This window comes from Peptoniphilus olsenii, from assembly GCF_040545475.1.
GTDB classification, from domain to species: domain Bacteria; phylum Bacillota; class Clostridia; order Tissierellales; family Peptoniphilaceae; genus Peptoniphilus_A; species Peptoniphilus_A olsenii.
The window spans coordinates 259,309-274,407 of record NZ_JBEPMA010000002.1 but is presented as its reverse complement, the minus strand read 5'-3'; the positions used below and the strand labels follow the sequence as shown (position 1 = coordinate 274,407).

Here is a 15,099-nt window from a genome sequence, read left to right as displayed (position 1 = left end):
TCCTCCTGGTTGTTTTATTTTTTGCTTAAAAACATTGTACCAGTTTTGGTTTCAAATGACCTATTCTTTTTACACAATTATATGGACTTTATCAAATTTTTAGTGATATTATTAATAAACAAATTTGTCTTTATTTAGAAAAGGTGAATATTATTGGAAGAAAAAAATATTTTAGGAACAGAAAACATATCAAAACTTTTGATGAAATTTGCAGTGCCAAGTATTTTGGCAATGATTATTTCAGCATTTTATAATATAGTAGATCAAATCTTTATAGGAAATTCTGTTGGAATTCTTGGAAATGCTGCTACAAATGTAGCTTTCCCACTTACTACGATATGTATCGCCATTGCTCTTACTTGTGGAATAGGTGCAGCAGCAAATTTTAATATATCACTAGGTGAAGAGAACTATGAACGTGCCAAACATTATATTAGAAATGGAATTACTTTAGCCATAACACTTTCTGTACTACTGACAATTATCACAAGAATATTTATGAAACCACTTTTGATTTCTTTTGGAGCAACGGAAGAATTAATGGAGTATGCAATTGAATATATATCTATTACATCAATTGGATTTATATTTCTAATATTTGTAAATGTAGGCTCCACCCTTATTAGAGCAGATGGCTCACCTAAATATTCAATGTATGCAATGGTTGTAGGTGCAATTACGAATATAATTCTAGATCCAATTTTTATTTTTAAATTTGATATGGGAATGAGTGGTGCTGCACTTGCAACGGTTATTAGTCAGGTAATATCATCTCTAATGGTTATTTATTATTTTAAAAATAGATTCAAATCAGTAAACCTTAAAAATCAATTTTTTGAACTCAACACAGATTATGCTATAAATATTATAAAACTAGGTTCAGCAAGTGGTTTTAATCAAGTGGCAATACTTGTTGTGCAAGTAGTGATGAATAATTTTTATAGATATTATGGAAGTCTTTCAGAATATGGTGCAAATATTCCATTGGCGGCAGTGGGTATTGTGATGAAAGTCAATATGATATTTTTCTCAATTCATATTGGACTATCCCAAGGATTACAGCCAATTGCGTCATTTAACTATGGTGCAAAAAAATATAACAGAGTGATAGCTGTATATTTAGATGCAATAAAAAAAGCATTAATTGTATCAGTAATTTCATTCTTGATATTCCAAATATTTCCACGACAAATCTTGCAACTATTTGGAGGAGGAAGTGAACTGTATTATGATTTTGGAGTTAAATTTTTTAGAATATTCTTATTCTTCGTTTTCATAATTGGAATTCAGCCCGTGACTATGGGATTTTTGACATCAATAGGACTTGCTAAAAAAGGAATACTCATTGCACTTTTAAGACAAGTTATATTACTTATTCCTTTCGCATATATATTTTCACATTTTTTTGGATTAGAAGGGCTTTTATATTCCGCTCCGGCAGCAGATTTTATAACTGCAATAATCACAATTATCGTGGGGTATAGAGTTATAAAAAGTCTTAAAAAGAATATCAAGAATAGTTAAATAAATGTATCTGCATTATTTTATGATTTTATCAAAGATGGAGTCTTTGTAAAAGTAAATAGACTTTTCATGACTAAAAAATGTATCTAAAGTATTTAAAATGAATAATTGAAATACTTTAGATGGTATAAAACAAGACATTGGATAAAATGCTATTAATAGTACAGTACTATTAATAGATAATTTCCGTTTATTAGATAAATATTAAATTAATTAGGTGATGTTGCAGAATAGATGATTCTACTCTGTACATCACCTTTTTTATCAAGTGTTTACGTTTAGCTGTTTTGTTTTTTGGTTTTAAAATATTCTTTAGATAAATTTAGCCCTTTTCTCTTAAAAATGGGTGCACTTAATAAAGCTATACTTTTGAAAAAATTTTTCTTAAGCAGCTTTGTATTTTATGATTTCTAAATTATTTTTTATTATTTTTGTTTCTAATTTATTTAGGTTCAATGCTATGGCTAAAAGGTTTATTTCGATTTTCCTTTATGTTTAAATCTTTTATATGATAAAGCATCTTTAATTTTAGAGAATGCTCCTTCTGCTTAGATTGTCCTATTTATTCTTTCTTCTATCCCTTCTGGTGATGTTATATTTTTCAAGGATATTTCTCTATAGTATTGGACTGTTTCTGAAATATATATTCCTTCTTTTGATACTTCATTAAAAATGATGGTTACTGCTTCCAAGACTTCTTCTGAGGTCAAATTATCGTTAAGTCCTAATTGTTTTATGGCTTTTACTCTTAGCTTTTCTTGAAATTTTTCTATATTACCTCTCCATACAAAGCTATACCTATTAGCATAAGATTCTAGCTTTGTTCCATCTATGTAGATACTGGATAAATCTATTTGATTTTCTTCTATTAGAATCTGCACCATTTGATTAAGTATATTTGGTGTTAATTCTACGATTTTCTGACTAAACCTGTTTATTGTGCTATGGTCTGGTGGTTTTTGTGTATCGAGTAAGTACTTAATCCTTAAATCTTATACTAAATCTTTTTTTATTAAATAAATCAATATAAATATACTTACAAAGGCTAAAGCGTAGCCAAATAATATATATAAAATAAATAAATATCTGCTTTTATCATTTTCAAGATGAAGTATGGTCAACAGAGTAGGAACAAAACATAAAAAACTAATATAAGTATAAATAAGAAGTATAACCTTTATAAAAGTAATATTTAATTCAATATCAAAAAAAATATCCCCAACCTATTGTCAAAAAAATAATAAAGCTATGAATTAGAATTCTATAAAATATATTGGACTTTGAAGGATATTGCCACATAATCAAATTCAAAGACTTTTGCACATATTACACCTCCAGAAAATTAAATGAAAATTATGTAAAACTATTTATTAATAATTATAAAATATATAAATCAATAAAAGTTATGACTAATATTGTAAAAACAAATGTAATGTATTAACTTAAAGTAACTAAATAGTGTTTTTCAAGATGCTTTTGATTAAAATATCATTTTCATGTCAATTAGATGTAATATATCTTGAAAAACATTTTTTTATCTATTAAAATGTAATCGTAGAAGAAATACATAGAGGAGGATTTTATGAAAGCGTTAATTGTAGATTATATGTCAGAATTAATTGACAAAGGATTAGAAGAAAGAGGCATTGAATATGATAAAGTTATGCTTCCTACTTCAGAAAAGTTAGCTGAAATTATTGAACCTTATGATATTTTAATCATGAGAGTTGACCCATTCATCAACAAAGAAGTTCTTGATGCTGCTAAAAATTTAAAAGCAATTTTTGTTGGTTCAACTGGAACTAACCACATTGACCTTGAATATGCAAAAGAAAAAGGAATTCCTGTTAAAAACTCACCAGGACAAAACGCAAACGCAGTAGCTGAACTTGTTTTCGCTAAAATGCTTGACCTATACAGAAACTCTGTTCAAGCACAAAATGAAGTTAAAGGTGGAATCTGGAACAAATACAGATGGATTGGTAGAGAACTTAGAAATAAAACTCTAGGAATCTGTGGTTTTGGAGCAATTGGAAGAAGAGTTGCAGAAATAGCACATGTATTCCATATGGATGTTCTTGCTTATGACCCATTCCTTACACCAGCTGATATTAAAGTTGACTATGTAGAACTTGTTGACTTTGACAAAATTGTTAAAGAATCTGACATTATCACTCTACACATGCCACTAACACCAGATACTAAAGATCTTTTCTCTTCAAAAGAATTTGAAGAAATGAAAGACGGAGCTTGCATTATAAATGCTGCTCGTGGTGGAATTGTAAACGAAGAAGCTCTTTACGAATATATCAAAAATGGTAAATTAGGTGGAGCTAACCTTGATACACTTTCTAATGAACTAGGAAGCGGTGGATTAGATACTCAAGATGTTCCTGTAGATAACCCTCTATTCGAACTTGATAGAGTTTATGTAACTCCACACATTGGTGGTTCAACTCACGATGCTCAAGACGATATAGGAAATGTTGTTCTTAACAACTTAGATGAAATTTTTGGAAAATAATTTATTTTTCTTTGAGGCTGCCTTTTAGGTAGCCTTTTTTAATTTCTTTAATGTAATAATTATTTAGGGTATAATATATACTATATGTTTTACTTAGGAGGATTTAGATGGAAAAATATTACACTCCCATAATTTTATTTATTGTGTTCACGGCAATTGTTATTGGATACGATTACATTGAAAGAAAGAAAAGAGAAAGGGAAATTTATTTACATATAAAAGAAAATTTTGGCAAAGTTCACTCTGAAAAATTTAAGGGGCCAATTGATGGAATTTACAATAGACTTGGTGGTAATTTAACTGATATTACTTATAATGATTTAAATTTAGATGAGATAATTAAAGAGATGAACCACTGTGCATCTCAAATGGGTATAGAATATTTTTATTATAGAATTAGAAATTTAATTCTAAATTCTAGTATCTTACAAGAGATGCAAAATAAGCGAAATATGTATAAAGATAAAGAAAAAGACATTAGAAATATACAGTTTGCTCTTTCTAATGTGGGATATTTCAAAGAAAATGTATTAGGACTTATCGAAGAAGATGTAGAAATAGAAAAAGGACTAGAGATTGCTACTAAGATTTTCTCTTTTACTTTATTGTATATAATCGTGGCTATAATATTTCTTAAAAATAAGGCTGCAATAGTGTCACTTTTATTAATTGCAACTAATGTATATATCTATAAAGAATTTAATAAAAAAACTTTGGGGAAATTAAATGCGTTGATAAAGATAAAAAATATTATTTTTGTCGCTGACAAGTTGACCAAATCAAATGATGTAATTTTTGGAGAGGAATTATCTGAGCTAAGAAGTATTTTAAAAGAAATTAAACCCCTAAAAAGTACTCTAAGATCTTTTGGATATTTTACTGGGAATCCTCAGCTTGACTTTGCGGAAACTTATAAAAATATATTGTTCTTGTCTGAAGCTAGAAAATATTCAAATTCTCAAAAGTATTTTAAAATTTATAAAGAAGATATTAAAAAACTCTATTATCTATTAGGAAAGATTGATGCCGAAATTGCAATAATTTCTATTTCAAAAGCTTATGATACTAAAGATGCGATCTTTTCAGATAATATAAGGGGTATAGATTTATATAATCCACTTCTTAAAAGTGCAGTGCCAAATGATTTGAACTTAAATAAATCAATTCTTCTAACAGGTTCAAATGCTTCTGGTAAATCGACTTATTTAAGAACTTGTGGAATCAATGCAGTGTTTGCACTTAGTTTTGGTATTTTTTTTGGAGAAAGTCTCGAAATAGAACCTGTAATAATTACTTCAGCTATTGATATTTCTGATTCTATAACTAAGAACTTGTCATACTTTATGGCTGAATCGAAAGCTATTGGTGAAATGATTAAAAATGACGAGAAAAAACTTATACTATTAGATGAAATATTTAGAGGGACAAATACTATTGACAGAATTTCTGCAGCTACTGCTACATTGGAATTTCTTTCTAAAAATAATTATGTGATTGCTGCAACACATGATATTGAACTAACTGTACTTTTAGAAGATGATTTTAAAAATATGCATTTTGAAGAGCATATTATAGATGGAGATATAAACTTTGATTATATTTTAAAAGAGGGACCGGCAAGGACAAGAAATGCTATAGCTATATTAGAGAATTTAAGATATCCAAATACAATTACAAAAAAAGCACGAGATATCGCTATTACTATGGAGGAAAAATGAAAATTTACTTTACTAGGCATGGTGAAACTAAGTGGAATAAGCTAGGTATCATTCAAGGACAACTTGACTCTCCACTTACAGAAGATGGAATACAAATGGCAAAAGATTTACATGCGATGAGTAAAGATATTCACTTTGACAAAGTTTATTCATCTGATTTAGGTAGAGCCTATGATACTTGTAAATTAATTTGCCCAGACCAAGAAATAATAAAAACTAAACTCTTGCGTGAGATTGATGTGGGCAATTGGTCAGGTAAGACATTAGCACAAGTTCAAGAAGAATTTAGGGATTTGCACAAAATGTATTTTGAAACGCCCTCATCTTATAAAAGAGATGATGGAGAGTCTATTTATGATTTAGAAAATAGAGTTAAAAAATTTTTTGAGGAGGCAATTTATCCAGAAAAGAAAGATACCATCTTGGTGGTAACTCACGGAGTAACTATAGTTAGCATGTTTAATATTATGGAGAATGTATCTGTTGACAATTTTTGGACTAATAGAGTTAGGCGAAATGGATTTTTTAATATTGCTAGTTATAAAAATGGTAAGTTTACTATTTTACAAAAAGCACCAAAAAATCCTGTGGACAGTATTTGAGGTGATATTATGAATTATGATTTAATAATAGTGGGTGCAGGGCCTGCTGGTCTTTCAGCTGCAATTTATGCTGGTAGAGCTCTTTTAAAAACTCTTTTGATAGAAGAATTTACATTTGGAGGTAGAATTAACGATACAGCCGAAGTTATAAATTATCCTGGTTTTGTTGAAAGTTCTGGTAGAGAAATTGTGGATGAATTTAGAAAGCATGCTGCTTCATTTGATACCAATGATTTTACTTATGGCACTGTTAAAAGCATCAAAAAAGATGGAGATATCTTTAAAGTAACTACAAAAAGAAGAAAAGTGTATTATTCCAAAGCGATTATTATTGCAACAGGAACTTCGTCAAAAGTAATTGATGTACCAGGAGAACGTGAGTTAACAGGAAGTGGAGTTAGTTACTGTGCTACTTGCGATGCTGATTATTTTATAAATAAAGATATTCATATTTTGGGTTCGGGTGATTTAGCTCTAGAAGAGGCAGATTATCTATCTAATTTTACTAATTCTATCACCATGATAATAATGCATGATGTAGATGTATTTGACGGAAATGCTAGAGAAGTCCAAAAGATAAAATTAAACCCGAAAGTGTCTTTTATATGGAATTCCAAGCTAAGTAAAATTAATGGAGATGGCAAGGTAGAAAGTTTGGAATTATATAATTTAAAAGATAATACCTACAGCACACATTCATCTGATGGAGTTTTTATATTTGCAGGAATGAGTCCTAATACAGATTTGGTTAAAGATATCGTAGAATTAGATGAAGATGGATTTATAAAAACGGACGACACTATGCGCACATCTGTTGCGGGAATTTTTGCAGCAGGTGATGTTAGAAACAAAGCTCTTAGACAAATTGTTACTGCGGCAAATGATGGCGCTACTGCAACTGTATTTGCTGAAAGATATATTAGAAATAGAGGTAGTGTATGAGAGTTTATCCAAGAGGAACAGTAGTATACAAAAAAGATAAGTGCTACAATGGTATAAATGTAATTTCTACAGCCAAAGATGGGGCATTAATAACTAAAATGGATGGTACTGAAATTTATAGATATACTGTAAATCCCATGCCCGCAAAATTATTAAAAAATGGAAATATTATGAGTATTTCTTCTTTCAGATCTTCAGATTTTGGAGTAAGTGATGGTATAAACTTATTAGAATTTAATAAAAATGGGGAAGTTGTATTTGATTTTGATGGTTTTAAATACATGAGTGATAGAGGATATTCACCAAAGTGGATGGCGAAAGCTCATTCTGATTTCCAGAGAGAGGGAAATTCTGTAGGATATTTTTATCCAAACGAGAAAGATGTTGAAAATCCAAATACTCTTTTATTGGTTCATGATGAAATAGTTAAATCAGATATATCTGACAAAGACTTACTAGATGATGTAATTCTTGAAATTGATTACGAAGGCAATATATTGTGGAAATTTTCTTTTAGTGAGCATTTTGATGAACTTGGTTTTTCGGAAGAAGCAAAGAATGTAATATATAGAAATCCAAATCTTAGAATCACAGAAAAACCCAAGGGTAATTTTTTAGATGTAACTTCAATTTCTACTATTGGAGAAAATAAATGGTATGAACAAGGCGATACTAGATTTCACCCAGATAATATTTTATTTACTGCAAGAGCTGCAAATATTATAGGAATAATTGACAAGAAAAAATCTAGAATTTGCTACAAACTGGGGCCAAGTTTTTCAGATTTTCACAATATTGGTCCTGTTGTAGGCTCCACATTTGCAAGTATTATACCTAAAGGACTTTTAGGGGAGGGGAATTTATTAATTTTTGACAATGGTGGCAGCTGTGGATATGGACCACCAACGCTTACTTCACCAACGGGACTTTTGCCCTTTGTGAGAAACTATTCTAGAATTTTAGAAATAAATCCCATTACTTTAAGTGAAATATGGAGTGTCGATCCAAGAGATTTTGGTTATTCAATTCCATTAAATGGATATAAATTTTATTCGCCCTATGGAGGTAATTTGCAAAGACTTCCCAATGGAAACACTTTAATAACTCTTGCTACAGAAGGTATGGCAATTGAAATAACTAGAGAAAAAGAAGTGGTCTGGGAGTGGACTTGCCCTTATAGGACAGACACCGAGAATATGCTAAGGAATAATTTGATTTATAGAGTTTACAGATATCCATATCAATATATTGGAGTGGATGAGAAAGAAAATGATATAGAAGAGATAGAGGACATGTCTTATTATAGATTAAAAGGTGCAGGAGAGTTTAAAGCAATAGAACCAACAAATGTTAGAAACTCTGTTTTATCAAAAGACATTGACCCGCTTTCTCAAGAGTCAGAATCACCGACAGATTTAGCAGAAAACAAAGAGATGATTAGGAAAAATCAAAGTATCATTAAAAACATTTATAGTAAAAACTTCAAAGAAATTATTTCGCAAAAAGAATTATCAATATGTATTTTTGGAGCAGCAAGATGTACTCACTGTATGCCGCTGATGGAAGTAATTGAAGCGATGCTTAAAAATGAATTTAAAAATATTTCTGCATATTATATGGATGTCGATAAAAATAAAAAATTCGCAGAGGACAATAAAATTTATCAATTGCCTTTAACCGTATTTTTCAAAAATGGAGATGAGGTTTATTCTTTCTATGGAGAAAAGCCATATGATTGGATTGCGGAAAATATAGAAACATATCTATTGGAAATTTAAAAATAAAGCTATGATTATCTCCAAGTGAGATTTTCATAGCCTTTTTTTATAATATCTGAATTTATCAAGAATCTATTTTTCACAAGCTCTAACATATATCTGTCGTCCTTAAAAGAATCGGAATAAGCACGAGAATTTTCGTAATCAATCTCATATTTATTTAAGATTAGATATTCTTTAATATTATTTACTTTAACTTTTCTTTTATTATTTTCACTCTCTACTCTAAATTCATGGTCCAAGTTTGTGCCGATAATGTGGTCGAAATCATAAATTTCTCCAACATATTTTAGATAATTTGTAGCAGAGGCAGAGCATAAAATTTTAATTGCATTTTTATCATGTTTTGCGAATTCATTTTTTCCATCTACATAAAAGTGATTTGGATATAGATAATTCAAAACAAAGTCCCTCAAATCATTTTCTGATAAGTATTTTAAGACAGATACCATAGAATTTTTTACATATTTGAAATCTCTTTTAGTAAGATAATCAAAAGAACCACTTAAAGCTTTTATAGGAATTTGTAGATAACTTATTCTTCTTTTTTGAAGGGCATATTTCCACAATAGAATGATGGATTCGCTGTCAATTAAAGTTTTGTCAAAATCATAAAGTATAACTTGTTTTTTCATTTCATCTCTCCAGTAAATAATAGTTTCTTAGTGATTATATCAAAGATTGATGATATAAAAAAGGAAGAGGTTTGATTTTTATAATAGTATCAAATACTTTAGATATTAAAAATATAAAATTAAAACTAAAAAAGGAACTAGATAATTTAGTCCCTTTTAGAATTATTTGTTAATTTCTGCATCACCATTTGATTCAGTTTGAGGTTTTTCATAACCAACTGAATTTTCATTGTCGTCAATTGTTGCAATAAAAGTTTTGCCTGGGTTTAAGAAAAACTCGCCGCCATCTTTTAATGTAAATTTTGTTTTTGCAGTTTCATCTTCCTTGGTCCATTTAATTTCAACTAATTTTCCATGAGTCATTAAATATCCATTGCCTTCTCCAACATTATAAATTGTAAGTGTACCATTTGCCCCTGTAACTTTGGAATTAGCCAACAGAATTATTATATTGGAAGGATTATATTCAAGTTTAGTGTTTTCATCAATAATTTTTTCGCCATTTCTAAGTATTGTATAATCATCGGTTTCTGGTTGATAATTTATTTCTTCGATATAAGTTTTGAAAAAATTTAAAGTGAGCTTTGGACATTCAATAGATTCTATGGAATTTATTTTTTCTTTATCTTCACTTTGGTCAAACTGACAGAAAGAATTATTTGAATTTAGTGAAAAACCTCTTTTTTCAGCTCCATTTTTCAAATCATTAAAAGTAGTGTATCCATCATGAGGTCTTTTTTTATTGACATCTTTGTTTCTAAAATAATTTATGCCTTCTAGTGCAATTCCATCTAAATCATCTACGCCAATTTTTGGGATTTCTGCATACCCTTCAGGGCTGCCTCCCCAATGAGCATATATCGCATCATATTCTTTGGCGACTCTCACAAAATATGATCTAGCAGATCTAACGGGGCCTATGTTGGCATCTGGAAGTTTGGATTTAAATAGTCCTAAATATCTTGTAAATTCACCTTCTGCTTTAAATTCATATAGAATATCTGTGTCATTTATTCCTGCTTGTGGTTGGGCATCTGGGTGATTATCAAGCATTACAGCGAAAATTCTATTTTCATTTAACTCTTCTTTTGGTATTTCTTCTCCAGTCAAACTTGCATAGATTTTTTTCTCTTCTTTTTCTGATTTTTGCTCAGCTAAATTAGTATCATTTCCCTTCTGTGAGTCTATACAAGCTACTAAAAGTGAAGAGATTGTTATGAATATAATTGATATGTATAAAAAACTTTTTTTAAACTTCATAGTATCCTCCTTGTAAATTATTGTAAAGTTTAATTAACTACCACTATTTAGTTTAATATTTACAAAAATAAAAATCAATCATATTTAAATTTTTATATAAAAATTGTTTACATAAAACAAACTAGTGTTTTTTTATCCTCTGTGATAAAATTAGCTAATATAATACTATTAAATATTATTTATTTATATATGGTGATATAATGAGAACTATTTTACATGTTGATATAGATGCTTTTTATGCCTCTGTAGAAGAAATAGATGATCCTTCAATTAAAGGAAAACCTGTCGTAGTGGGCGGCAAGAGTGATCATGGTATAGTCACTACTGCAAATTATGAGGCAAGAAAATATAATATACATTCGGCTATGCCTATGTTTATGGCAAAAAATTTATGTGACAATTTAATTATAAAACCTATGAGAAGGCCAAGATATCTTGAAAAATCTAAAGAGGTTTTTGATATTTTAAAAACTTATTCTTCAAAAATAGAGAAAGTTTCTATAGATGAAAGTTATCTTGATATCACTGGTTTGGGTTATAATAATGATATTATTTATAAGCTTCAACAGGAAGTCTTCGATAAGACAAAACTTACTGTAAGTATAGGACTTAGTTATAATAAGTTTTTGGCAAAGCTTGCCAGCGATTGGAACAAACCTTGCGGAATAAAAATTATTACTAAAGACAATATTCCAGATATATTATTGCCCTTGGATATAAATAAAGTTCACGGCATTGGCAGAAAATCTGAAAATAAACTCAAGAGTTTAGGTATAAATAAGGTAAGTGATTTATATGAATTACCCGAAAGTTTTCTCACAGAACTTTTCAAAAAGAAGGGAGAGGAAATATACGACAGAATAAGGGGGATTGATAATAGAGAAGTAGAAACCAATGTGACTAGGAAAAGTTTAGGTACAGAGACCACTTTTGAAATTACAAGCTCTCGTGATATTTTGAAGAATTATTTAAAAGATTTTTCTGAAGAAATTTCTGAGGATTTGATTTATAAAGAAATATCAGGCTATACTTTAACTCTAAAATTAAAAAATGAAAATTTTAAGACAAAGACCAGATCAAAAACTTATTTAAGTCCAATTTACGATGCTTGTGATATATACAATAAGGGTATTGAGATATTTGATGAAACTTATACTGGTGAAAAAATTAGGTTAATAGGACTTACAGTTTCTAAGTTTGAAAATATAAATATCAGACAGCTTAATTTTTTAAAATAGGAGTAAATGTATGAATAGGGAAGAATTAATTGAAAGAATAGAAAAAGACGACTATGCAGTTGCAAATAATTTTAAAGTGCATAGCTATAATGGTGATAATTTAGTCATTGAAATGACACCAGCAGCTCAGCATATTAATGCTATAGGTGTTGTACATGGAGGGGCTCTATATTCGCTTATGGATAGTGCCAGTGGATTTTTGTTAGTACTAAAAGATAAAATATCAGTAACCCTGGACTCGAGTATTAATTTCATTTCTGCCTCAAAAGAAGGAGAAAAACTTTATACAAAAACAGAAATTTTGCATTCGGGAAGGACTACGAATATTATAGATGTGAAAGTCTATAATGAAGATGAAAAATTTATTGCTCATGGAACTTTTACTATGTTTAACAAAGGCGATAAATTGAGAAAATTGAAAGATTAATTTTAAATAAATTATTATTATAAATTTATAATATAAAAAAATAAAAAACGAATTTGTGCCTTATATTTTCAAATAGAAGTACAGGACAAATTCGATTTTTTTTATTCTCTACCAATTGTGTAATATGTTAAGCTGACTAATAAGCCGCCTATAATATTTCCAATAGTGACAGGTATTAAATTATTTGAGATACTCATAATATTAATTGATGGATTAAAAATCTTTGCAAGAGTAAAGCAAGTCATGTTAGCTACACTATGTTCAAAGCCCAATGCAACAAAAGGAAAAATACACCAAAATATCATGATAAGTTTTGCAATATCTTGAATATTTCTGTTACAAATCAATACTGCTAAACAAACTAAAATATTGCACATAATACCTTTAAATAATAATGTTATAAAATCTTGATTTATTTTGGCTTCTGCCATTGATATTATAATAGATTGCAAGTCGCTATTGATGTTGGTACTAGAATAAAGAATTGAGATGACAAAAGCACCCAATAAATTTCCTACATAGGAAAAAATGAATACTTTAAGCAGCGAATTTACATCAATTCTTTTATTAAAGCCGGCCATGCTCATTACAAGGACATTACCAGTAAACAGCTCTCCTCCTGCAAATATCACATAAGATAATGCAAGGGAGAATACAAAACCATTTACAAATTTTACAATAGGAAAACTAATATCTTTAAAAATCAAAATTGACTGCGCCATGATAAGTATTCCCATTCCAATAAAAAAGCCGGCAAGAGCAGCAGCAACTAAATATCTAAAGATAGACTTTTCTAGCAAATTCTTTTTAGTTACACTCGCACATGTCAGCTTTTCAATAATTTCTTTATACATATAACACCTCTTTAATAATTCCTCCTCAATTATACATGAGAAAGCATATTATTAAAAGTCAAAAAGCGGTGTCAGGGTCATTTTCTATATTTAACTTATCGCTATCAATTGCAGTAATTATAATTTGTATCACTGGCATCAAAAGATTAAAATATAAGAAAGGGAGGTATGCTGTTGTGCTAACACCAAGAACTTGTGTCATGTAAGCACCACATGTATTCCAAGGAATCATTGCAGAAGTAACTGTCCCTCCAGATTCCAAAGAAGAAGAAAGAAGCTTTGGATGTATTCCTCTACTTTTATATTCTTGTTTAAACATTCTACCTGGAACTACAATTGAGATATATTGTTCGGGCATTGTTGCATTTGATACAAAACAAGTTACGATGGTAGTGGCAACAATACCGACTTTTGATTTTATTTTGTGGACAATTTTTTCTACAATGGCTTCTAGTATTCCAGTGCTTTCTGCTATTCCTCCAAACATCATGGCAATAAGCGTAAGTGAAATAGAAGACATCATGTTGTTTAAACCGCCAGTAGTTAGAAGCTCATCAATTGCAGAAATACCGGTGTTGGAATCATAACCTTCTAAAGCAGCGTGTAGAATTTCACCAAAATTTGACTGTTGAAAAATAGGAGACAAAATAGCTGCTGCAATAATCCCAAGACTTATACCTGGAATTGCAGGAGTTCTTTTAGCAATTGATAATATAACTATTAACGGTGGCAATAAAAGTAATGGGGAAATATAAAAATTATCTTGCAAACCTGTCATAATTTCAGCTACTTTAGTTAAATCGCTAGACTGTGCTTTAAATTTATAAGAATAATAGCCAAAAATTACAAGTGTAATAGCATAAGCAATAATTGTAGGTTTTGCCATAGATTTTACATGAGTAAATACATCAGTGCCCGCCATAGCAGGTGCTAGATTTGTCGTATCAGAAAGAGGGCTCATTTTGTCACCAAAGTATGCACCAGATAATACTGCTCCAGCAGTTATAGGGGCTGGTATACCAAGCCCTTTTGCAATACCCATAAGTGCAATACCCATTGTTCCTGCTGTTCCCCAAGATGTTCCAGTAGCAATAGATGTTATTGATGTTATAATTACAGTCGCCACTAAAAATATAGAAGGTTTAATAATCATAAGGCCATAATAAATCATTGTAGGTACTACTCCGGAAAGTATCCATACACCAACAAGTACACCTATAATTGCAAGAATTATTATAGATTGCATGGCTTGTGATATACCTCCAATCATGGACTTTTCTATAAAACTCCATGAATACCCAATTTTAAGAGCCATAAGTGCAGCGGCAACAACGCCAATTAACATAGGAATATGTGGATCTTGTTCAAAAACTATTATCGAAATAAACATTACAGCAATTAAGACAATAAATACAATTAATGCCTCAATAAAATTTGCTTTTCTAACTTTTTTTTGTTCAACTTTTTTCTTCTCATTAACATTCATCTTCATCATCTCTTTAAAAATATAATTAACCAATTATACCATTAAAATAAAAAATATAAAAGAGTACAATAAATTACTATGTCAGTATGATATAATAAAAAAAGCTGGAGG

Annotated in this window: 13 protein-coding genes; 8 read left to right on the top strand and 5 right to left on the bottom strand. The window is 29.6% G+C overall.

All coding sequences use genetic code 11. From position 1 onward, the window contains the following. Positions 1 to 153 precede the first annotated feature (153 nt). Positions 154 to 1,524, top strand: a complete 1,371-nt coding sequence (locus ABID14_RS03335) for an MATE family efflux transporter (RefSeq protein ID WP_354367119.1) — start codon at positions 154 to 156, stop codon at positions 1,522 to 1,524. A gap of 548 nt (positions 1,525 to 2,072) precedes the next feature. On the opposite strand, the gene ABID14_RS03330 is transcribed toward ABID14_RS03335, so the two are convergent. Further along, complete coding sequence (locus ABID14_RS03330) at positions 2,073 to 2,408, bottom strand: hypothetical protein (RefSeq protein ID WP_354367117.1); 336 nt, start codon at positions 2,406 to 2,408, stop codon at positions 2,073 to 2,075. 698 nt (positions 2,409 to 3,106) lie between these two features. On the opposite strand from ABID14_RS03330, the gene ABID14_RS03325 reads away from it, so the two are divergent. From ABID14_RS03325 to ABID14_RS03305, 5 genes are all read left to right on the top strand, one after another. After that, the gene (locus ABID14_RS03325; protein WP_354367116.1) at positions 3,107 to 4,048 is read left to right on the top strand and encodes a D-2-hydroxyacid dehydrogenase; all 942 of its coding nucleotides are present in this window, start codon (positions 3,107 to 3,109) and stop codon (positions 4,046 to 4,048) included. A 107-nt stretch (positions 4,049 to 4,155) separates the two neighbouring features. Then, the gene (locus ABID14_RS03320) at positions 4,156 to 5,766 is read left to right on the top strand and encodes a MutS-related protein (RefSeq protein WP_354367114.1); all 1,611 of its coding nucleotides are present in this window, start codon (positions 4,156 to 4,158) and stop codon (positions 5,764 to 5,766) included. Next, on the top strand, positions 5,763 to 6,368 hold the full coding sequence (locus ABID14_RS03315) for a histidine phosphatase family protein (RefSeq protein ID WP_354367112.1): 606 nt from the start codon (positions 5,763 to 5,765) through the stop codon (positions 6,366 to 6,368). The genes ABID14_RS03320 and ABID14_RS03315 overlap by 4 nt, the downstream gene beginning before the upstream one ends. Before the next feature lie 9 nt (positions 6,369 to 6,377). Beyond that, the gene (locus ABID14_RS03310; protein ID WP_354367110.1) at positions 6,378 to 7,310 is read left to right on the top strand and encodes an NAD(P)/FAD-dependent oxidoreductase; all 933 of its coding nucleotides are present in this window, start codon (positions 6,378 to 6,380) and stop codon (positions 7,308 to 7,310) included. Then, the gene (locus ABID14_RS03305) at positions 7,307 to 9,088 is read left to right on the top strand and encodes a thioredoxin domain-containing protein (RefSeq protein ID WP_354367108.1); all 1,782 of its coding nucleotides are present in this window, start codon (positions 7,307 to 7,309) and stop codon (positions 9,086 to 9,088) included. Before ABID14_RS03310 ends, ABID14_RS03305 begins: the two co-directional genes overlap by 4 nt. A gap of 14 nt (positions 9,089 to 9,102) precedes the next feature. Here the strand turns inward: ABID14_RS03305 and ABID14_RS03300 are convergent, their stop codons facing one another. After that, entirely contained in the window at positions 9,103 to 9,723 is a 621-nt protein-coding gene (locus ABID14_RS03300; protein ID WP_354367106.1) for an HAD family hydrolase, read from the bottom strand. Between the two features lie 162 nt (positions 9,724 to 9,885). Continuing rightward, complete coding sequence (locus ABID14_RS03295; RefSeq protein ID WP_354367104.1) at positions 9,886 to 10,983, bottom strand: DUF3048 domain-containing protein; 1,098 nt, start codon at positions 10,981 to 10,983, stop codon at positions 9,886 to 9,888. 200 nt (positions 10,984 to 11,183) lie between these two features. Between ABID14_RS03295 and ABID14_RS03290 the strand changes: the two genes are divergently transcribed. Together ABID14_RS03290 and ABID14_RS03285 are read left to right on the top strand one after the other, a co-directional pair. Then, positions 11,184 to 12,221 carry a DNA polymerase IV gene (locus ABID14_RS03290; protein WP_354367102.1) on the top strand — a complete coding sequence of 346 codons (1,038 nt, stop codon included), beginning with the start codon at positions 11,184 to 11,186 and terminating at the stop codon, positions 12,219 to 12,221. A 10-nt stretch (positions 12,222 to 12,231) separates the two neighbouring features. Beyond that, positions 12,232 to 12,648 carry a PaaI family thioesterase gene (locus ABID14_RS03285; protein WP_354367100.1) on the top strand — a complete coding sequence of 139 codons (417 nt, stop codon included), beginning with the start codon at positions 12,232 to 12,234 and terminating at the stop codon, positions 12,646 to 12,648. 101 nt (positions 12,649 to 12,749) lie between these two features. On the opposite strand, the gene ABID14_RS03280 is transcribed toward ABID14_RS03285, so the two are convergent. Both ABID14_RS03280 and nhaC read right to left on the bottom strand, forming a co-directional pair. Beyond that, positions 12,750 to 13,502 (bottom strand): formate/nitrite transporter family protein, encoded by a 753-nt coding sequence (locus ABID14_RS03280; RefSeq protein WP_354367098.1) that lies wholly within the window; start codon positions 13,500 to 13,502, stop codon positions 12,750 to 12,752. A 58-nt stretch (positions 13,503 to 13,560) separates the two neighbouring features. Next, a complete protein-coding gene (nhaC, locus tag ABID14_RS03275) occupies positions 13,561 to 14,997 on the bottom strand; it encodes a Na+/H+ antiporter NhaC (protein WP_354367096.1) in 1,437 nt (478 codons plus the stop codon). Positions 14,998 to 15,099 lie beyond the last annotated feature (102 nt).